Origin of the sequence: Streptomyces pinistramenti, assembly GCF_020564935.1 — a bacterium.
Lineage (GTDB): Bacteria > Actinomycetota > Actinomycetes > Streptomycetales > Streptomycetaceae > Streptomyces > Streptomyces pinistramenti.
Window position 1 is genome coordinate 1 of sequence record NZ_JAJCXB010000027.1, and the last position, 18127, is coordinate 18127.

The following is an 18127-nucleotide window of genomic DNA, read 5'->3' on the forward strand; positions in this document are numbered from 1 at the left end:
GGCGGTAGCGGTGGCGGGGGCGGCGGGGGCGGTTCCGCGGGGCAGTACTACTCGTGCACGTTCAACGTGACCCCCGGCCAGAAGCTTCAGGTCAAGATCGGTTCGTCGTCGGGAAACGGAGAGCCAGGAGGCGGCGGCGCGGCTGGTGCGGGTGGCGACCCCGGGTCACTTTTCGTCAGTGGGGGCCCCGGCGCGGCAGGCGATGGGGGCGGCAACGCCGGCACGTCCTACGTCAGCAGCGGAGGGCCGACCTCGGTAATCGTCGGAGGACTCAGCCGCTACTTGGGGGCATACGCGGGAAGTCCTGGCGGTGGCACCGTCGGCTCGTCGGAGGCCAAGGGCGGCAGCAGCGGCGGCGGGGGCGGGGGCGGGGAGAACGGCAAGGTCGGCCAGAGCGGAGGCGCCGGAGGGCAGGGTGGCCAGCCGGGCTCGGGCGGAAGCGGCGGCGAGGGCGGCTATGGCGGCGGTAACGAAGGCCCATCCCGAGGGGGCCGGTGCCGGGGCGGAACCGACAGGGGGACCGGCGCCTCCGGGACCAGCGGCGTGGCCGGGGATTCCGGAAGGGGTGGTGGCCAGGGTGTGACCGGCGGCCGGGGGCTCGTCAACAGCGGTGGCAAGGGCGAGGCCGGGGGAGGCGGCGGTGGGGGCGGAGCCGGAGGCACGGCCGGAACGCGGCCGGCCGGTGTCGTCACGCCACCCGAAGGCGTCGCCCTCGGAGGCACAGGAGGCGTCGGCGGCAACGGCGGCAGCGGCGGAAGCGGTGGCGACGGCGACACCCCCGGCGGCAATGACCAGACTCCCGGCGACGCAGGAACCACCGGAACCTCCGGCCAACCCGGAGCCCCCGGAGGACCCGGCTACGCCCTGATCAGGTGGTAACCAGCCGCACCTGCACCTTCCAAGGGGTCCGGCCCCACCGCACTTCCACCAGAACTTCGAAGCCGTGCCCCCAGCACACAGGAGAAAGAGCCCTGTCACGACATCGCATGGCGAACGTTGCTTGATGCGGCACCAGGGCGTGTCCGCAACGCCCTGTCGTCCGCACGCTTCGGGGTGCCGTCCCGCTCACCCCTCCTCGCTCAGCCCCGCCAGCACCTCCTTCGCCAGGTCCGTCACGGCTGCCGTCGCCCGGCGCTGCAACCCCGGTCCGAAGGTCACGCGGGTGGCGCCCAGGGTGCCCAGTTCGCGGGGGGCGGGGCCGTCGGGAGTGGCCAACGCGTTGACGGGGAGGCCGATTTCGGCGGACAGGGCGGCCAGCAGCTCGGGCGGGGCGAAGATCGGGTAGACGCAGTCGGCGCCCGCCTGTGCGTACAGGCGGCCGCGGCGTACCGCTTCCCGCGTGCCTTCGGCGCCGTGCAGAAAGGTGTCGATCCGGGCGTTGATCACCAGCGCGTCGCCCGCCTCGGCCCGTACCTGTGCCAGCAGGTCGGCCTGTTCCTGCGCGTCACGGAGGGTGCCGGACGCGTGGTCGGTGTCCTCCAGGTTGCAGCCCACCGCGCCCGCGTCCGCGAGCCGGTCCGTCAACTCGCGTGCGGACAGCCCGTATCCGGCCTCCACGTCCGCCGATACGGGGACGTCCACGGCCCGCGCGATCCGGCGGACGGCGGCGAACATCTCGTCCGGCGGCGTCTGCCCGTCCTCGTAGCCGAGGGAGGCCGCGATCCCCGCGCTGGGGGTGGCGAGCGCGGGGAAACCGGCGTCGGCGAACACCTTCGCGGCGGCCGCGTCCCAGGGGCCCGGCAGGACCAGCGGCAGCCGCGGGCCGTGGTGCAGGGCGCGCAGCGCGGCGGCGCCGCTCATGAGGCCGCGTCCGCGGACGGGGCGGCCGTGCCGGGCAGAAGGCCGCCGATGGGGGTTCTCGCCGCGACATTCAGCCGGTTCCAGGAGTTCATCATGGTGATCACGGCGATGAGGTGGGCCAGCGCGGTGTCGTCGAAGTGGGCGGCGGCGCGGTCGTAGACGGCGTCGGGGACGAAGCCGTCGGTGAGGACGGTGACGGCTTCGGTGAGGGCGAGGGCGGCCCGTTCCTGCTCGGTGTAGTAACCGGTGGCTTCCTCCCAGGCGTCGAGGAGGCGGATGCGTTCCTCGGTCTCACCTGCTGCGCGGGCGTCCCTGGTGTGCATGTCGAGGCAGAAGGCGCAGTGGTTGAGCTGTGAGGTGCGGATCTGGAGCAGTTCGACGAGTGCCGGGTCGAGGTTCTTCTTGGCGGCCTTGGTGAGGGCCAGCATCGGGGCGTAGAGGTCGGGCGCCGCCGTCAGGAGGGAAAGCCGTGCGGTCGTCATGCTCACACCTGCCCCGGGGTCCGCCGGGTGGTCACGCCGAAGCGGTTCCAGGCGTTGATGGTGGTGATCACGGCGATGAGGTGGGCCAGCGCGGTGTCGTCGAAGTGGGCGGCGGCGCGGTCGTAGACGGCGTCGGGGACGAAGCCGTCGGTGAGGACGGTGACGGCTTCGGTGAGGGCGAGGGCGGCCCGTTCCTGCTCGGTGTAGTAACCGGTCGCTTCCTCCCAGGCGTTGAGGAGATAGATGCGCTCCTCGGTCTCGCCTTCCTCGCGGGCGTCCCTGGTGTGCATGTCGAGGCAGAACGCGCAGTGGTTGAGCTGCGAGGCACGGATCTGGACCAGCCCGACGAGCGCCGGGTCGAGGCCCTTCCTGGCCGCCGCGTCCAGCGCGATCATGGCCTTGAAGACGTCGGGTGCCTGCTGGGCCCAGTGCATCCGGGGGCCGCTGTGGGACGTGTCGGGCGCGGTGGGCGCCGATGAAGATGAAGTGGTCAAGGTCGTCATGAAGACGACGCTACGGCCCCAGTGGCGCAACTGTATGGTCCACTTCCATGGACGAATCCTGGGCCACTTTCGGGCGCGACCTCCATCTGGACCTCACCGGCCCCGGCGGGCTGCGGGCCGCCCTGACCCGCGCCCTGCGCGAGGCGGTACGCACCGGGCGGCTCGCCCCCGGCACCCGCCTGCCGTCCACCCGCTCACTCGCCGCCGACCTCGGCATCGCCCGCAACACCGTCGCCGAGACCTACGCCGACCTGGTCGCCGAGGGCTGGCTCAGCGCCCGCCAGGGCTCCGGCACCCACGTCGCCGACCGCGCCCTGCCGCGCGCCGTCCCCGCCCGCCGCACCCCGGGGCCCGGCCGCCGCGCCGCCCCGCGCTTCGACCTCACCCCCGGCACCCCGGACGTCTCCGCCTTCCCCCGCACCGCCTGGCTGGCCGCCGCCCGCCGCGCCCTGACCGCCGCACCCCACGAGGCATTCGGCTACGGCACCGCCCGCGGCCGCCCCGAACTGCGCGCCGTACTCGCCGACTACCTCGCCCGCGCCCGCGGCGTCCGCGCCGACCCCGAACGCATCGTCGTCTGCGCCGGATTCATGCAGGGCCTCGCGCTGGTCAGCCGGGCCCTGCGGGCGTCCGGCGGCGGGCCGGGCAGGACCGCAGGGCGACGCGGCGCGGCGGACCGCGGGCCCGGCACCACACCCGACGGCCCGCGGCCCGGCGGCGGCGCGGTGGCCACCGAGTCGTACGGCCTCGACTTCCACCGCCACGTCATCGGCCGCGCCGGACTGCGCACCGTCCCGCTCACCGTTGACGCACACGGCGCCCGCACCGCCGAACTGGCCGGCCTGGACGACGTCGGAGCGGCGCTGCTCACCCCCGCCCACCAGTTCCCCACCGGCGTGCCGCTGCACCCCGGCCGCCGGACCGAAGCCCTCAACTGGGCAGCCGAAAAAGGCGCGTTCATCCTGGAGGACGACTACGACGGCGAGTTCCGCTACGACCGGCAACAGGTCGGCGCACTCCAGGGGCTCGACCCCGACCGGGTCGTCTACATGGGCACGTCGAGCAAGAGCCTGGCGCCCGCCCTGCGGCTGTCGTGGATGGTGCTCCCCGACCGGCTCGTCGACCCGGTGCTCGCCGTCAAGAGCACCGGCGACTGGCAGTCCGGATCCCTGGACCAGCTCACCCTCGCCGAGTTCCTCTCCTCCGGCGCCTACGACCGCCATCTGCGCGGCATGCGGCTGCGCTACCGGCGCCGCCGCGACGCCCTGGTGGCCGCCCTCGCCGCCCACGCCCCGCACGTACGGGTCTCCGGCATCGCCGCAGGACTCCATGCCGTGCTCGAACTCCCGCCCGGCACCGAGCAGTCCATCGTCGAGGCCGCCCGCTGGCAGGGCCTGGCACTGGAGGGACTGAGCCGCTTCCGCGACCCGGCGGCCACCGAGCCCGCCCGCGACGGCCTGGTCGTGGCCTACGGGCGGCCGCCCGACCACTCCTTCGCCGGAGTCCTGGACGCACTGCTGCGGGCGCTGCCGCCACAACCGGCGGCGGGCTGAGGGCGGTTGGGGCGGCCGCCCGTTCCCGTCCTCGCGTGCAGGAGGCCGGGGGCTGTTCTCCTGACCGTTCGCCCGCGCCCCCGGCCCGGCGGTGGGAGACTGCCGCGATGACGACGACACATCTGATCGCGGTCGCGGGCAGCAGCCCGGGAGTCGGGAAGTCGACGCTCTGCACCGCCCTGGCCGGCCGGCTCGCCGCCACCGGCGCTGCGGTCGACCACTTCGAGGAGGCCGACATCCTCACCCGGCCCGCCTTCCGCCCGGTGGCCGACGAGTTCGCCGGCGGCAGCGGCTCGGTACGGCCCGCGACGCTGCTCGACGCCACCCGCGAGTACGTCGCCCAGGCCCGCGCGGACGGGACGGATGTCCTGGTGACGGACGCGCTGATCCCCTTCGTGCCCTCCCTGGTCGCCTGGGGCCACCGCGAGCCGGAGATCGCCGCCTTCGTGGCCGAGCTGGCCGGGGCGCTCGACCCCGCCCGGGTCAGCGTCCTCTACCTGCGCGACGACCCCGAGGCGGCGCTGCGCCGGGCCGTCGAGCGCGAGGGCCCGGCGTGGGCGGACTGGTACGTCGGCAAGCTCGGCGGCTCGCCCGGCACCCGCGCCGTCGACAGCCTCCGGGCCGCCGCCCGGCACCTGCGCGAGGAAGCCGCGCTGACTCTCGGGCTGCTCGCGGCGACCCCGTGGGACGTCCAGGTCGTGGACGTCGCGGGCCGCGGCCCGGACGAGGTGGCGGCGACCGCCTGCGCCCGGCTCGGCCTCGCCTGACCCGGCCCCTCCGGACCGCGCAGATCACGCTGCGGGCCTCCGCAAGCGGCCCCGCTCCGCACACCCCGCCGGATAGACTCGGTGCGCGTACCGCGACTGGCGTACGGGGAATCGACCCCGAGGGAGCGGTGCGCGGCGCTATCACGAGGTGTCGCCCCGCCTGGGCACCCCGGGAGCACGACCGGACCCGACCGATCGCCCCGGAGGACGCCATGACGCTGCCCCTTTCCCACCCCGCCCTACAGGCAACGGACCCCGAACTCGCCGCCCTGGTGGGCGCCGAGGAACGCCTCCAGGCCGACACGCTGCGGCTGATCCCCAGCGAGAACTACGTATCGGACGCCGTGCTGGAAGCCTCCGGCACCGTCCTCCAGAACAAGTACAGCGAGGGCTATCCCGGCCGCCGCTACTACGAAGGCCAGCAGCAGATCGACCGCGTCGAGACGCTGGCCGTGCAGCGTGCCAAGGCCGTCTTCGGCGTCGAGCACGCCAACGTCCAGCCGTACTCCGGATCGCCCGCCAACCTCGCCGCGTACCTCGCCTTCGCCGAGCCGGGCGACACGGTGCTGGGCATGGCGCTGCCGATGGGCGGCCACCTCACGCACGGCTGGGGCGTCTCGGCGACCGGCCGGTGGTTCCGCGGCGTGCAGTACGGCGTACGGCCCGGCACCGGTCTCACCGACCTCGACGAGGTGCGCGACCTCGCCCTCAAGGAACGCCCGAAGATCATCTTCTGCGGCGGTACGGCCGTCCCGCGCACCATCGACTTCGCCGCCTTCGGCGAGATCGCCCGCGAGGCGGGCGCCGTCCTGGTCGCCGACATCGCGCACATCGCCGGTCTTGTCGCGGGCGGCGCGCACCCGTCCCCCGTACCGCACGCCGACGTCATCTCCACCACCACCCACAAGACCCTGCGCGGCCCACGCGGCGCCATGCTGATGTCCCGCACCGCCCACGCCAAGGCCCTCGACAAGGCCGTCTTCCCCGGCCTCCAGGGCGGCCCGCACAACCACACCACCGCCGCCATCGCGGTCGCCCTGCACGAGGCGGCCACCCCGGCCTTCCGCAGCTACGCGCACGCCGTCGTCGCCAACGCCAAGGCCCTCGCCGACGCCCTGCTCGCCCGCGGCTTCGACCTGGTGTCCGGCGGCACCGACAACCACCTGGTGCTGATCGACCTGACGTCCAAGGACGTACCGGGCAAGACCGCTGCCAAGGCCCTGGACCGGGCCGGCATCGTCGTCAACCACAACACCGTCCCGTTCGACCCGCGCAAGCCGTTCGACCCGTCCGGCATCCGCATCGGCACCCCCTCGCTGACCTCCCGCGGCCTGGGCACGGACCGGATGCCGCTGGTCGCGGAGTGGATCGACCGCGGCGTACGGGCGGCGGGCGAGGGCGACGAGGAGGCCCTGGCCACGATCCGCACCGAGGTCGCCGAGCTGATGGCCGCCCACCCGGCACCGGGCCTCCCGGTGGGCTGACGCCGGGGCGGTGACGGCTGCGGCGGCGGGGGCGCGTCGGACGATCAAGCGGGGCCGGACGGCGCTCCGACGCGATCCCCGCGCGCGCCCCGGCGCTCCCGACTCCGCGCCCCCGCGCACCCGTTCCGGGGCCCCGGCGCTTCGGTTGCCCCGCCCCGTCGGCCACCTCGCGCAGGGCAGATTCCCGGACCTGAGACAATCAGTGGCATGGCTCTTGAACGCCCGCCCGTCGCCCACCACCGCCCTCAGGGGAATGGCTCCGCCATGCAGCGTCCTACGCGAGTACTTTCCGGAATCCAGCCCACCGCCGGCTCCTTCCACCTCGGGAACTACCTCGGCGCGGTCCGCCAGTGGGTGGCCCTCCAGGAATCGCACGACGCCTTCTACATGGTGGTCGACCTGCACGCGATCACCGTCCCGCAGGACCCCGCCGAGCTGCGGCAGAACACCCGCGTCGCGGTCGCCCAGCTGCTCGCGGCCGGTCTCGACCCGGAGCGCTGCACCCTCTTCGTGCAGAGCCATGTGCCCGAGCACGCGCAGCTCGGCTGGGTGATGAACTGCGTCACGGGCTTCGGCGAGGCGTCGCGGATGACCCAGTTCAAGGACAAGTCCGCCAAGCAGGGCCAGGACCGTACGACCGTCGGCCTGTTCACGTACCCGGTGCTGATGGTCGCCGACATCCTGCTCTACCAGGCCGACCAGGTCCCGGTGGGCGAGGACCAGCGCCAGCACCTGGAGCTGACCCGCGATCTGGCCGACCGCTTCAACACCCGGTTCGGCGACACCTTCACGATCCCGAACCCGTACATCGTCAAGGAGACCGCGAAGATCTTCGATCTTCAGGACCCGTCGGTCAAGATGAGCAAGTCGGCCTCGTCGCCGAAGGGCATCGTCGACCTCCTCGACGAGCCGAAGGTCACCGCGAAGAAGATCAAGAGCGCCGTGACGGACACCGACACCGTCATCCGCTTCGACCGCGAGGCCAAGCCCGGCGTCAGCAACCTCCTCACCATCCTCTCCACCCTCACCGGCACCGGCATCCCGCAGCTGGAGAAGGACTACGAGGGCAAGATGTACGGCGCCCTCAAGACCGACCTCGCCGAGGTGATGGTCGACTTCGTCACACCGTTCCGGGACCGCACGCGGGAATATCTCGACGACCCCGAGACGCTGGACTCGATCCTGGCCAAGGGCGCCGAGAAGGCCCGCGCGGTGGCCGCCGAGACCCTCGCCGCCACCTACGACCGGCTCGGATTCCTGCCGGCCAAGCACTGAGGCGACCGGCCGTCACCGGCCGCGCCGCCGCCCGAAGCCCCCGCTGTCGGGGGCCTTGGGGCCCGCGGTAACAGGACGGAGGGCGCTCCCGCGCGGGGTGCCCACACGTCACACTGAAGAACGGTGCGAGGTCTCGCGACAGAGCGCGGCGCACCACCGTCGTGCGGCCGCCCGCCAGGGGCCGCGCGGCGCCACCGAAGCACCCGGAGGGAGAACGCAGTGGGGACCGTAACGCTGGGCGTTTCGATCGCGGTCCCGGAGCCCTACGGCAGCTACCTCCAAAGGCAGCGCGAGGGCTTCGGGGACGTTGCCGCACACGGCATCCCCACCCACGTCACGCTGCTCCCGCCGACCGAGGTACCGAAGGACGCGCTGCCCGCCGTCGAGCGGCACCTCGCCCAGGTCGCGGCCTCCTGCCGCCCGTTCCCGCTCCGTCTGGAAGGCACCGACACCTTCCGGCCGCTGTCGCCCGTCGTCTTCGTGAAGGTCGTCGAGGGCGAGGCGGGCTGCGCCGCACTCCAGGCCCGCATCCGGGCCGCATCCGGACCGTGCGCCCGTGAGCTGCACTTCCCGTACCACCCGCACGTCACCGTCGCGCACGGCATCGACGAGGACGCGATGGACCGCGCCCAGGCCGGCCTGAAGGACTTCAGCGCCACCTGGACGATCGGCGGCTTCGCCCTCTACGAGCAGGGTGCCGACGCGGTGTGGCGTCTGGAGCGCGAGTACCCCTTCGGCCCGCAACAGGCGTCGGTACCCCGCCAGGCCGACCTCTCCCGGCCGCCCGCCCCGTCCTGCTGACGGACGGCGCCCGGCCCCGCGGCACACCTACAGCGACAGCTTGCGGAACGTCCTGCGCGGCACATGCCGCAACGCCGACATCACATAGCGCAGCACGCCCGGCACCCACACCATTTCGGCGCGCCGCCACAGGCCGGTCTCGACGGCCTCGGCGACCGCGTCCGGCGTCGTCGACAGCGGCCCGCCGACCGGCCCGAGCGTCAGCCTCGTCCGGACGAAACCGGGCCGGACGATCATGACGTGCACGCCCGAGCCGTGCAGGGAATCGCCGAGGCCCTGGGCGAAGGCGTCCAGGCCCGCCTTGCTCGACCCGTAGATGAAGTTCGAGCGCCTGGCCCGCTCGCCGGCCACCGATGACAGCACCACCAGCGAGCCGCGGCCCTGGCGGCGCAGCGCCTGCCCGCAGACCAGGGCGGCGGAGACGGCGCCGGTGTAGTTGGTCTGGGCGACCCGCACCGCGTGCGCCGGGTCGGCCTCGTCGCGCGGCTGGTCCCCGAGGACGCCGAAGGCCAGCAGCACCATGTCGATGGCGCCCTCGGCGAAGACCCTGCCGAGCGTCTCCTCGTGCCGCCCGGTGTCCAGCGCGTCGAACGCGACCGTACGGACGTGGGCGCCGAGGGCCCGCAGCCGGACCGCGGACTCCTCCAGGGCGGGCGACGGGCGGCCGGCCAGCCAGACGGTGCGGGTGCGGCGGGCGGCGAAGCGGAGGGCGGTGGCCAGCGCGATCTCGGAGGTGCCGCCGAGCACGAGCAGGGACCGCGGGTTGTCGAAGACGTCCTTCATGGCGGGGCTTCCTTCGCGGGGGAGGGGTGACACGGGGAATACGCGTCAACCGGGTCTGCGAGTGCGGTAGTTGGACGCGCCCCGGCGGCCGGCCGGCCGACGAGGGTTCTGGTGACACACCCGTGACCGTAATGTGTGAAGCCTCCCGATTCGCTCCCCTGTGGTGACGCCCGGCCGCCCCTCGCTGAAAAGGGTGATTATTGCGCTGTGCGGGCTATTTGTAGGGAAACTCGCCCGGCGGGCAGGGGAGTTGAGGGGCGAGGGGGTGGGCCACCCGCAGGGCCGAAGCGTCGGCCGATGCGGGAATCGGCACGGCGCCGGCTACCTCACGCCGATTCCCGGGTACGCGGAGGCTAGGGTTCCGGATCACTCGGGACACCGCCACACCGGACCGGACGCACGACGTAAGAGGGGAAGGCCATGGACTGGCTGAGCAGACTTCCGGTGATCGGACCGGCCGTGACCTGGCTGATGACCACACACCTCTGGCGCGCCTACGAGCGCATGCTGCGGGTGCACTGGACCCGGCTGGCCGCCGCGATCACCTTCACCAGCTTCGTCGCCCTCTTCCCGCTGCTCACCGTCGGCGCCGCGATCGGCGCGACAGTCCTCAGCGCGAGCCAACTGCACACCCTGGAAGGCAAGCTGGCCGAACAGATCCCCGGCATCTCCGGGCAGCTCGACCTGGCGGCCCTGGTCGACAACGCCGCCACCGTCGGTGTCATCGCCGGTGCCGCCCTGCTCTTCACCGGCATCGGCTGGGTCGAGGCGCTGCGCGACTGCCTGCGCGCCGTATGGGAGAAGTCCGACGAGGGCGGCAACTTCTTCCTCAGCAAACTCCGGGACGGCGCCCTGCTGCTCGGCCTCGGCGGCGTGGCCCTGCTCTCGGTCGCCTGCTCGGCCTTCGCCGCCTCCGCCGTCGGCAAGGTCGCCGACGCGCTGGGCCTCGCCGAGGGCGGCGCCGGCAGCGTGCTGCTCTCGGTCGCCGGCTTCTGCACCGCCGTCCTGGCCGACTTCCTGCTGCTGGCCTACGTGCTCACCAAACTGCCCGGCGTCGAACCCCCGCGCCGCGCCGTCGCCTTCGCGAGCCTGATCGGCGCGATCGGCTTCGAAGCGCTGAAGCTGCTGCTCAGCGGCTACCTTCAAGGCGTCGCATCGAAGAGCATGTACGGCGCCTTCGGCACCCCGATCGCCCTGCTCCTCTGGATCAACTTCACCGCGAAACTCCTGGTGTTCTGCTCCGCCTGGACGGCCACCCAGGACCGGGCGAGCGAGGGCCCGGAACGCGAGGCCCTGGAGGAGGCGGGGGAGGAGGCCCCGAAAAGGGAAGAACCGACGAGCGGAGGCGCCCACGCGGCCCCGCCGGAGCCGGGCAACGGGCGGGCGAACGGCCGCCGGACCACCGACGGCTGACCCTCCGAAGGCCCACCCCGGCGACCGGCGACCCGCCCCGCTCCGCCGCTCCCCGCGCTCAGCCCCGGGAGCCCCGGGAGCGGCGGCGCACCCCGAGGGCGACCAGGCCCAGCACGATCAGCAAACCGCCGGTGACCCCCACCGCGGTCCAGATGCCGCCCGAACCGTCACCGGATTCCAGCGCGGCCTGCGTCGTCCCCTTGCCCTGCTTCCCGCCGTCCGCGTCCTTGTCCGCCCCGACCGCCGTCGCGTCGCCCTCCTCGCTGCGCGGCCCGACGAGCCGGCCGACCGGCTCCACCTTGCCCGCGGCCGAGAAGCCCCAGTCGAAGAGCTGCGCGGTCTCCTTGTACGCCTCGTTGTGCTCCTTCTTCTCCGGGTTCATGACGGTGACCAGCAGCTTGCGGTCGCCGCGCTGCGCGAGACCGGTGAAGGTCGACCCGGCGTTCGTCGTCGAACCGTTCTTCACCCCGGCGATCCCCGGATACCGCTTGATGTCGTAGTCGCCGCTGAGCAGCCGGTTGGTGTTCTGGATGCCGAACGAGTCCCGTTTGCCGCCCTTGCCCTCGTCGCCCGGGAACTGCGCGCTCGCCGTCGAGCAGTACTCGCGGAAGTCGGGGTTCTGCAGCCCGGCACGGGCGAACAGGCTCAGGTCGTACGCGCTGGAGACCTGGCCCGGAGCGTCGTACCCGTCCGGCGTGACGACGTGCGTATCGGTGGCGTTCAGTTCCTTCGCGTGCTTCTGCATCTCGGCGACGGTCGCCTGCGTGCCGCCGTTCATCGCCGACAGCGTGTGCACCGCGTCGTTGCCCGACCGCAGGAACACCCCGAGCCACAGGTCGTGGACGGAGTAGGTGAGGTTCTCCTTTATGCCGACGAGGCTGCTGCCCGCGCCCATCCCCGCCAGGTCGGCCGGCTTGACCTTGTACTTCTCGGTCTTGGGGAACTTCGGCAGCACCGTATCGGCGAACAGCATCTTCAGCGTGCTGGCCGGCGGCAGCTGCCAGTGCGGATTCTTCGCCGCCAGCACCTCGCCGGAGCCCGCGTCGGACACGATCCACGAACGCGCCGTGATGCCGTGCGGCAGCTTCGGCGCCCCGTCCTTCAGCTGCACCTGGACGCCGGGCGCGCTCATCCGGCTTCCGCCGACGTGCGACATCTTGGCCGGCGGCGCGGGGGCCTTCGGCGGGGCCTCGCCCTCAACGGGCACCGCGTACGCGGTCCCGCCGGCCAGCACCACGGGCGGCACCACCAGAGCCGAGGCCGCGAGCACGGCAGCCACTCGGGCGGACAAAACCGTACGAAGGGGAGTAACTACCCGCGTCCGCCCGCCTGCTCGCGCAGGCGCGGACGCCGATGCGGACTCAGATGTGGACACGGAGGTGGACGCCGATGCGGAGGCGAATCGAGGCGTGGACGCGGGCGTGGATGCGTGGGAGGTCGTCGGCACGTCGGTGAACGTACCCGCACGCCGGCCGGTCATCGGCGGCACCCCACGGAAGAGTGCCCCTGCCGACCGCCGCCCGGATCCGCTGCCCATACTGGAACCCATGAAGCTCTCTCGCCCCGTGTCCTGGTTCCTGCTCGCCTTCGGGGTCTGGAGCTGGTTCATCTGGATCACTTTCGTCAAAAACCTCTGTCAGGACGGGAGCGGCCTCGCCTTCAACGACGCGGGTGACCCGACCGCCTACTTCTGGGTCCATCTGCTGCTCGCGGTGACGTCCTTTCTCTTGGGGACGGCGATCGGCGTGATCGGGTTCCGCGGCATCCGTGCGCTGCGCACCACTCCGCCCACCTCCTCCACCACGCCCCCCTCTTCCCCGTCCTCCACACCTCCCACTTCCCCCTCGTCCTGATCCCCGTACAGGGGGAGCCACAGCGCTCTTCCCCCTGCTCGCCCTACCCGTCCTGCCGACCCTGCTCGCCCTCCTGGCGCTCGGGCTGCCCGCCGGGGGCCACCGCTACCTGCGATGCCACCCGGCCCGCGACACTGTTCGCCGCCCGTACCGCAGCGCCCTCCCCTTCCAACAGGTGCTCGCCCGGCCCGGTTACCTCCGGCCCGCCAAGGTGCTCCATCTCACACCGGCACTCCTGAAGAGCCCGCCCGTCCGCGCCCTCATCCGCGCCGCACCCCACCGCGCGGCACCTGCCGCCGCCCGCCCCTCCACGTAAGGGAGTTGGGGATCCGTCCGCACCCGGGACGCGGGCGCCTGGGGCCCGCCCGTACGGCCCGGCACCCCGCCGGACGTGACGATCACCGAACTCGCGGCGCGGAGTGCATGGCAAGGAGAGAGGTTGCTGTGGCCCAGGTAACAATGCACCTACGAAACGTGTCGCGATCCGGCGCTAAATCGGACACATCGTGACTTTCGATCTTGCCATTGGGGGGATCGACTCCCTAGTCTTTGAATTATTTACGCCGCTCTTAACCGCGGGCTCGGGCAGGCCCGTACGAACGAGCGAACGGGGGAGTGAAGCAATGGGCGAACAATTCAAGGTCGACCTTGACGAGTTGGACGGCGTCGTGCGCCAGCTCAAGCATCTTCAGGGGGACATGGATGATCCCAGCCAGAAGATCAAATACAGCACGGCCATCCCGAAGTCGGCGTTCGGATCCGATTTTCTGGAGGCCACGGACATCAGCAAAGCGCACGACGAGATGCAGAGCTACATGACGGAGGTCATCACCGCCCTGCAGGATCTGATCAAGAACTTCGGCGAGAAGACCGAGCGGAGCCGGGGCGCGTACGAGGACCAGGAGCACGAGACCCGGTCCTCCATGACGGGGTGAGACCGGAGCGGGTGACGAAAGCCAGGAAGACGACTAAGGGGGAAGTCCGTGCCCGGCCCGATGGACCGTGACGGTAACAAGGCGTACGAGAAGCAGATCGACGAGAAGCACCGGTCGGAGCAGCTCCAGCAGTTCAAAGGGCACAAGCCGATCGAGAAGTCCGCATCGGACTTCCACCACCACGGGATCAACGCGCTCCGCAAAATGCTGGAGGGGGCCGACCCGCACGCGCTGGAGACCTCGGGGGACCACTGGCGCGGCTCGGCCGACCGGCTCGCGGGCCAGGACGGTCACGGCGGCATCCGCAAGTCGTTCCAGGACGCGGTGGACCACGCGTCGGCTCACTGGCGCGGCTCGGCCGCCGAGGCGTTCCGGCGGGAGGCAGGCAGGGTTCTGGAGAAGATCGACCGCACCTACGGCCATGCGCGGAACGTCGAGTCGATGCTCATCGGGAGCCGCGCGTCGGGCCCCAGGTCCGGCATCGCGTACAACCTGCGCGAGGCGCAGAAGACCATGTCGGGGATCAAGGACCCCGGCAAGGTCGAGAGCGCGTTCAACTCTTCGGGTGACGACACACAGTTCCACAAGGACATGGCCAATCCGAAGATGGACGCGAAGATGGCGCTCGAACTCAACCGGGACAAGCTCTCGTTGAGCAAGGAGCGCCAGGTCGAGGCCGTCATCGTGATGGAGGAGCTGGCGGCGCACTACCGCGCGCACAACGGACAGGTGGCACCGGGGCCGCCGCCCGGTGGCCCCGGCGACTGGCCAACGCGGCCGGATCCGTACTCGCCTCCGCCGCCGGTGAACATGCCGGTCGTGGGCGGCACGCATCCCAAGACATCCACACTCTCGCCGCACTCGCCGCTCTCGCGGCACAACGGTCAGGGCATCCAGCGCGATGAGCTCGGCAACATCAAGCCAGTCGCGCCGTCCGCCCGGACCGACCTCGACAGCGTCCAGGGCGGAACGCTGACACCGGCACACCCCGGCATCGGCGGGGGTACCGGCGGCGGTGGCAGCGGCTCGGGAAACAGCAATCCGGGTGGCGGCTCTGGGGTGTTCGTCCCGCCGGGTGCCATCGGCGGGCCCGGTGGCATGGGCGGAACGATGGGGCCCGGCCGCCGTGGCATCGGCGGCCGTACCGGAATGCCCGGGGGCGGCGCTGCCGGGCGCGGCGCACCGTCGCGTACGCCGGGCAAGCCGGGCGGTCCGGCAGGCGGGGCGAAGCAGGGCGGCTCCGCGCTGCACCGCAGCCGGGGCGGCACGCAGTCTCCGGCCGGCAAGACGGGCGGTGCAGGGATGCAGGGCGCAACGGGCAAGCGGGGCAAGGACGGTAAGGAGCGTCCCGGCAAGCAGCGGCCCGACTACCTTGTCGAGGATGAGGAGACCTGGACTCCGGAACGTAATGTGGCGCCTCGCGTGATCGAGTAGAACGGCGACATCGAGTAGAACGACGACGGAGTGCCGGCGCCCCGCCGGCCGAGGGGGTGCCCCGTGCAACCCGTACGGGACATCCCTTCAGGCGGCCGTATCCGCCCGGAACGGAAGTAGTGAGGAGCAAGGCATGAGGGTCACACGTACCCTGCGCGCGACCATCGGTGCTGCGCTGACGGGAGCGCTGTTCCTGACCACGGGCGGAATGGCCGCGGCGGACCAAGCAGTCGGTGAGCAGTGGCCGTTGACCGCCTTTGATGCGGCGAGTGTGCAGAAGCAGGCGACCGGCAAGGGCGTCACCGTCGCCGTTATCGATACCGGATTTTTCGCCGACAACCCCGACCTGACGGGCGTATTCCAGTCGGGCCACGAATTCCCCAACTCGGTGGGAAAATTCCCCGAGGCAAATCAGGGTGAAGATATTCGTACCCACGGAACCAGCATGGCCGCCCTCATTGCCGGGCACGGACACGGCCCTGGCGGGCAGGACGGGCTCAAGGGGCTGGCGCCCGATGCCAAGATTCTGCCCCTGACGGCGGACAAGAAGGCGCCGGACGCCACCCGTTATGCCGTCGATCACGGCGCCGATGTCATCAATATGTCGTTCGTCGCGGACAAGAACACACCGGACATGTGCGAATCGATCCACTACGCGATCGAAAAGGGCGTGGTGGTCGTGGCGGGTGTGGGCAACGACGGCCTGCCGGAGAAGCGGTACCCGGCCGCCTGCCCGGGTGCGATCGGCGTCGGCGCCATCGACGCATACGGAAAGTCCTGGGACGGCAGCAATTACAACTCCACCGTCGATCTGACCGCCCCCGGTGCCGACGTGCCGATCATGGGCGGCGACGGCACCCGCTACGGCAAAAGCAGCGGCACCTCCATCGCCACGGCCTACGCCTCCGCCACCGCGGCTCTTCTGCGGGAGAAGTACCCCGACCTCACACCGGGGCAGATCGCCAACCGGCTGGTGAAGACCGCCGGGCTGCCGGATTCGGTCAAGAGCCGGGGCCCCAAGCTCCCGGACGCGCATTACGGCTATGGCTACATCCAGCCGCTGGCCGCCCTGACCCACGAGATTCCCGCGGGGTCCAAGGAAGGGCCGCTCCCGATGCCGCAGGGCAAAGCGTCGGATCAGGCCGCGGCCCCGGGTGACGGGCAGGACCCCACCCCCCCCATGGGCGGCAAGCAGGCCATGCTGCTCTACGGCGGCATCGGGCTCGGTGTCGTCATCGTTGCCGGTGTCGTGATCGGCGTGGTGGCACTGGTGCGGCGCCGGAACGGCCGGGGGGGCCAGTCCTGGGGGTGAGCGGGAACGGGCCTCGGGCCTGACAACGGCAAAGAGGCGGGTTCGCGTGCGGCGGCCCGCCTTTTTCCATGTCAGGGGCGGGGCGGGGCGGCCCGGCCGGGGGAAACCCGGGCGACATGCCGCGCGCCCGCTGTTAGTTTTTTCCGCTATGGACCCCGTTGGCGAAAAAGAGATACGCGCGTCATTCGTGAACTGCTCGAAGGGCGAGGCGAGCCGGATCAGCCTCCCGGCGCGGATGACGGAGCTCCCCTGGGGGGACCTGGACTTTCTCGGGTGGCGTGACCCGGGTGCGCCGGACCGGGGCTACCTGGTGGCGCCGCGCGGGGACGGCCTGATGGGGGTCACGCTGCGGGTGCCGCAGGGCGTGCGGCGGAGTTTCACGAAGACGACGGTGTGTTCGGTCTGTATGACCGGGCACCCCGGCTCCGGCGTCAGCCTGCTCGCCGCGCGCCGCGCCGGGCCCGCCGGGCGTCAGGGGAACACCGTAGGGGCGTATTTCTGCGCCGACCTCGCGTGCTCGCTGTACGTACGCGGCAAGAAGCGGTCGCAGCTCGCCGCGCGGTACGAGGAGACGCTGCCGCTGGAGGACCGCATCGAGCGCCTTACGGGAAACCTGGAAGGGTTCCTGGACAAGGTGATGGAGAGGGAGCCGGCGCGGAGCTAGGGCGTGTGGATGAGGGAGTACGGATTCGGACCAACGGCGTCCAGGGGCGTCCGTGGTGCGTCCGGTATCCCGCTAGGGGGTGTTCTTCGCGTCCCGCCGTCCGGCTGGGGGATCCGGGGCCCTGTCCGTCGTCGGTAGCAGGAACTCGGCCAGGACGTCGGTGACTTCGCGGATCAGGGGGCGCAGCACGCGGAAGCGGGAGGCGGCGATGGCGCGGGCCACCAAGGGGGAGGTGCGTTCGACCAGGCGGCGGGTGCGGGCGCAGCCCGGGGAGCGGTCGTGGACCCAGAAGAGGACCACGCCCATCTGCTGGAGCCACAGCAACTGCGGTAGCTGGGCGGTGAGTTCGGGGTCCGCCGAGACCTTGGCGCCGGCCAGGACCTGGCGGTGCAGGGCGATGGCGGTGGCCCGCGGGCCCTGGGACTCGTCGGAGAACGGGCTGAGCGGGCTCGCCGGGTCGGCGGCGTTCTTGAAGAACTGTGCGGCGAACTCGTGGTACGGCGCGGCGATGTCGAGCCAGGTGAGCAGCACGCCGCTCAGCCGCCCCGCCAGATCCGTCTCGCGGGCCAGGACGTCCTCGACCGCCGCCGTGTGCTCCGCGGCGATGCGGTCGTAGAAGCCCTGGATGAGGTGTTCCTTGGAGGCGAAGTAGTAGTACGCGTTGCCCACGGAGACCCCGGCCTCCTGGGCGATGGCGCGCATGGTCGTCCGGTCGTAGCCGCGTTCCTGGAAGAGCCGCATCGCGGTCTCCAGGATCAGCGCCCGGGTCTGCTCGCTCTTGGCGGTGGGGCGGCCGGATTTCGCGGCGGGGGCGGACGGGGCGCCGGGGCCGGGCTTCGCGCCTGCCTCCGGCCCCGGCGCGGCCTCCGCCGGTGTCTTGCGCCGCGGCCGCTTCCGGGAGCCGGCCGGGCCCGGCGTCCGTTCCGCGCCCGCCGCCGTCTCGTCGCTCACGTCCGGTCCATGCCCCTGACCCGCCGGCGTCTCGTCGTTCACGTCCGCTCTACGCCCTCGTCCTGGTCCTCGTGCCGCCCATGCGCCCGCTCCCGTGCCTGCGGGCGGGCATGCCCC

The 18127-nt window shown here is 72.0% G+C and carries 17 protein-coding genes and 1 riboswitch; of the genes, 11 read left to right on the forward strand and 6 right to left on the reverse strand.

Annotation, left to right across the window (positions count from 1 at the left end):
* Positions 1-1065: 1065 nt before the first annotated feature.
* The 3 genes from LIU39_RS19465 to LIU39_RS19475 are packed head-to-tail and all read right to left on the reverse strand — an operon-like array spanning position 1066 to position 2785.
* Positions 1066-1800 carry an isocitrate lyase/PEP mutase family protein gene (locus LIU39_RS19465; RefSeq protein WP_227048045.1) on the reverse strand — a complete coding sequence of 245 codons (735 nt, stop codon included), beginning with the start codon at positions 1798-1800 and terminating at the stop codon, positions 1066-1068.
* On the reverse strand, positions 1797-2282 hold the full coding sequence (locus LIU39_RS19470; RefSeq protein ID WP_227048046.1) for a carboxymuconolactone decarboxylase family protein: 486 nt from the start codon (positions 2280-2282) through the stop codon (positions 1797-1799). Before LIU39_RS19470 ends, LIU39_RS19465 begins: the two co-directional genes overlap by 4 nt.
* A 2-nt stretch (positions 2283-2284) precedes the next feature.
* Positions 2285-2785: a carboxymuconolactone decarboxylase family protein gene (locus LIU39_RS19475; protein WP_227048047.1), complete on the reverse strand. Its 501-nt coding sequence runs from the start codon at positions 2783-2785 to the stop codon at positions 2285-2287.
* A 47-nt stretch (positions 2786-2832) separates the two neighbouring features.
* Here LIU39_RS19475 and LIU39_RS19480 point away from each other — a divergent pair, with 47 nt between their 5' ends.
* The 5 genes from LIU39_RS19480 to LIU39_RS19500 all read left to right on the forward strand — a co-directional run bounded on the left by LIU39_RS19480 (position 2833) and on the right by LIU39_RS19500 (position 8665).
* A complete protein-coding gene (locus tag LIU39_RS19480; RefSeq protein WP_227048048.1) occupies positions 2833-4338 on the forward strand; it encodes an aminotransferase-like domain-containing protein in 1506 nt (501 codons plus the stop codon).
* A 107-nt stretch (positions 4339-4445) separates the two neighbouring features.
* Entirely contained in the window at positions 4446-5105 is a 660-nt protein-coding gene (locus LIU39_RS19485) for a hypothetical protein (RefSeq protein ID WP_227048049.1), read from the forward strand.
* A gap of 82 nt (positions 5106-5187) precedes the next feature.
* Positions 5188-5278, forward strand: a riboswitch (ZMP/ZTP riboswitch).
* A 39-nt stretch (positions 5279-5317) separates the two neighbouring features.
* Positions 5318-6589, forward strand: a complete 1272-nt coding sequence (gene glyA, locus LIU39_RS19490; RefSeq protein ID WP_227048050.1) for a serine hydroxymethyltransferase — start codon at positions 5318-5320, stop codon at positions 6587-6589.
* Between the two features lie 264 nt (positions 6590-6853).
* Complete coding sequence (gene trpS, locus LIU39_RS19495) at positions 6854-7864, forward strand: tryptophan--tRNA ligase (RefSeq protein WP_227048116.1); 1011 nt, start codon at positions 6854-6856, stop codon at positions 7862-7864.
* A gap of 219 nt (positions 7865-8083) precedes the next feature.
* On the forward strand, positions 8084-8665 hold the full coding sequence (locus LIU39_RS19500; protein ID WP_227048051.1) for a 2'-5' RNA ligase family protein: 582 nt from the start codon (positions 8084-8086) through the stop codon (positions 8663-8665).
* Positions 8666-8692: 27 nt separating this feature from the next.
* On the opposite strand, the gene dprE2 is transcribed toward LIU39_RS19500, so the two are convergent.
* Entirely contained in the window at positions 8693-9448 is a 756-nt protein-coding gene (gene dprE2 / locus LIU39_RS19505; RefSeq protein ID WP_227048052.1) for a decaprenylphospho-beta-D-erythro-pentofuranosid-2-ulose 2-reductase, read from the reverse strand.
* A gap of 420 nt (positions 9449-9868) precedes the next feature.
* Here dprE2 and LIU39_RS19510 point away from each other — a divergent pair, with 420 nt between their 5' ends.
* Positions 9869-10861, forward strand: a complete 993-nt coding sequence (locus LIU39_RS19510; RefSeq protein WP_227048053.1) for a YihY/virulence factor BrkB family protein — start codon at positions 9869-9871, stop codon at positions 10859-10861.
* Positions 10862-10919: 58 nt separating this feature from the next.
* On the opposite strand, the gene LIU39_RS19515 is transcribed toward LIU39_RS19510, so the two are convergent.
* The gene (locus tag LIU39_RS19515; protein ID WP_227048054.1) at positions 10920-12410 is read right to left on the reverse strand and encodes a D-alanyl-D-alanine carboxypeptidase family protein; all 1491 of its coding nucleotides are present in this window, start codon (positions 12408-12410) and stop codon (positions 10920-10922) included.
* Between LIU39_RS19515 and LIU39_RS19520 the strand changes: the two genes are divergently transcribed.
* The 5 genes from LIU39_RS19520 to LIU39_RS19540 all read left to right on the forward strand — a co-directional run bounded on the left by LIU39_RS19520 (position 12409) and on the right by LIU39_RS19540 (position 17059).
* Positions 12409-12714 carry an SCO4848 family membrane protein gene (locus LIU39_RS19520; RefSeq protein WP_227048055.1) on the forward strand — a complete coding sequence of 102 codons (306 nt, stop codon included), beginning with the start codon at positions 12409-12411 and terminating at the stop codon, positions 12712-12714. The genes LIU39_RS19515 and LIU39_RS19520 overlap by 2 nt on opposite strands.
* Before the next feature lie 623 nt (positions 12715-13337).
* Entirely contained in the window at positions 13338-13649 is a 312-nt protein-coding gene (locus LIU39_RS19525) for a hypothetical protein (RefSeq protein WP_227048056.1), read from the forward strand.
* A gap of 48 nt (positions 13650-13697) precedes the next feature.
* Positions 13698-15083, forward strand: a complete 1386-nt coding sequence (locus LIU39_RS19530) for a hypothetical protein (RefSeq protein WP_227048057.1) — start codon at positions 13698-13700, stop codon at positions 15081-15083.
* A 208-nt stretch (positions 15084-15291) separates the two neighbouring features.
* Positions 15292-16395: a S8 family serine peptidase gene (locus LIU39_RS19535; RefSeq protein WP_227048058.1), complete on the forward strand. Its 1104-nt coding sequence runs from the start codon at positions 15292-15294 to the stop codon at positions 16393-16395.
* A 148-nt stretch (positions 16396-16543) separates the two neighbouring features.
* Positions 16544-17059: an FBP domain-containing protein gene (locus LIU39_RS19540; RefSeq protein WP_227048059.1), complete on the forward strand. Its 516-nt coding sequence runs from the start codon at positions 16544-16546 to the stop codon at positions 17057-17059.
* Positions 17060-17131: 72 nt separating this feature from the next.
* Here LIU39_RS19540 and LIU39_RS19545 read toward each other — a convergent pair whose 3' ends face one another.
* Positions 17132-18010: a TetR/AcrR family transcriptional regulator gene (locus LIU39_RS19545; RefSeq protein WP_227048060.1), complete on the reverse strand. Its 879-nt coding sequence runs from the start codon at positions 18008-18010 to the stop codon at positions 17132-17134.
* Positions 18011-18127 lie beyond the last annotated feature (117 nt).

Bases quoted from the DNA above. Each gene is read 5' to 3' on its own strand.
- LIU39_RS19465 (WP_227048045.1), bottom strand. From the start codon at position 1,800: ATGAGCGGCGCCGCCGCGCTGCGCGCCCTGCACCACGGCCCGCGGCTG.
- LIU39_RS19470 (WP_227048046.1), bottom strand. From the start codon at position 2,282: ATGACGACCGCACGGCTTTCCCTCCTGACGGCGGCGCCCGACCTCTAC.
- LIU39_RS19475 (WP_227048047.1), bottom strand. From the start codon at position 2,785: ATGACGACCTTGACCACTTCATCTTCATCGGCGCCCACCGCGCCCGAC.
- LIU39_RS19480 (WP_227048048.1), top strand. From the start codon at position 2,833: ATGGACGAATCCTGGGCCACTTTCGGGCGCGACCTCCATCTGGACCTC.
- LIU39_RS19485 (WP_227048049.1), top strand. From the start codon at position 4,446: ATGACGACGACACATCTGATCGCGGTCGCGGGCAGCAGCCCGGGAGTC.
- glyA (WP_227048050.1), top strand. From the start codon at position 5,318: ATGACGCTGCCCCTTTCCCACCCCGCCCTACAGGCAACGGACCCCGAA.
- trpS (WP_227048116.1), top strand. From the start codon at position 6,854: ATGCAGCGTCCTACGCGAGTACTTTCCGGAATCCAGCCCACCGCCGGC.
- dprE2 (WP_227048052.1), bottom strand. From the start codon at position 9,448: ATGAAGGACGTCTTCGACAACCCGCGGTCCCTGCTCGTGCTCGGCGGC.
- LIU39_RS19510 (WP_227048053.1), top strand. From the start codon at position 9,869: ATGGACTGGCTGAGCAGACTTCCGGTGATCGGACCGGCCGTGACCTGG.
- LIU39_RS19520 (WP_227048055.1), top strand. From the start codon at position 12,409: ATGAAGCTCTCTCGCCCCGTGTCCTGGTTCCTGCTCGCCTTCGGGGTC.
- LIU39_RS19515 (WP_227048054.1), bottom strand. From the start codon at position 12,410: ATGGGTTCCAGTATGGGCAGCGGATCCGGGCGGCGGTCGGCAGGGGCA.
- LIU39_RS19525 (WP_227048056.1), top strand. From the start codon at position 13,338: ATGGGCGAACAATTCAAGGTCGACCTTGACGAGTTGGACGGCGTCGTG.
- LIU39_RS19535 (WP_227048058.1), top strand. From the start codon at position 15,292: ATGGCCGCGGCGGACCAAGCAGTCGGTGAGCAGTGGCCGTTGACCGCC.
- LIU39_RS19540 (WP_227048059.1), top strand. From the start codon at position 16,544: ATGGACCCCGTTGGCGAAAAAGAGATACGCGCGTCATTCGTGAACTGC.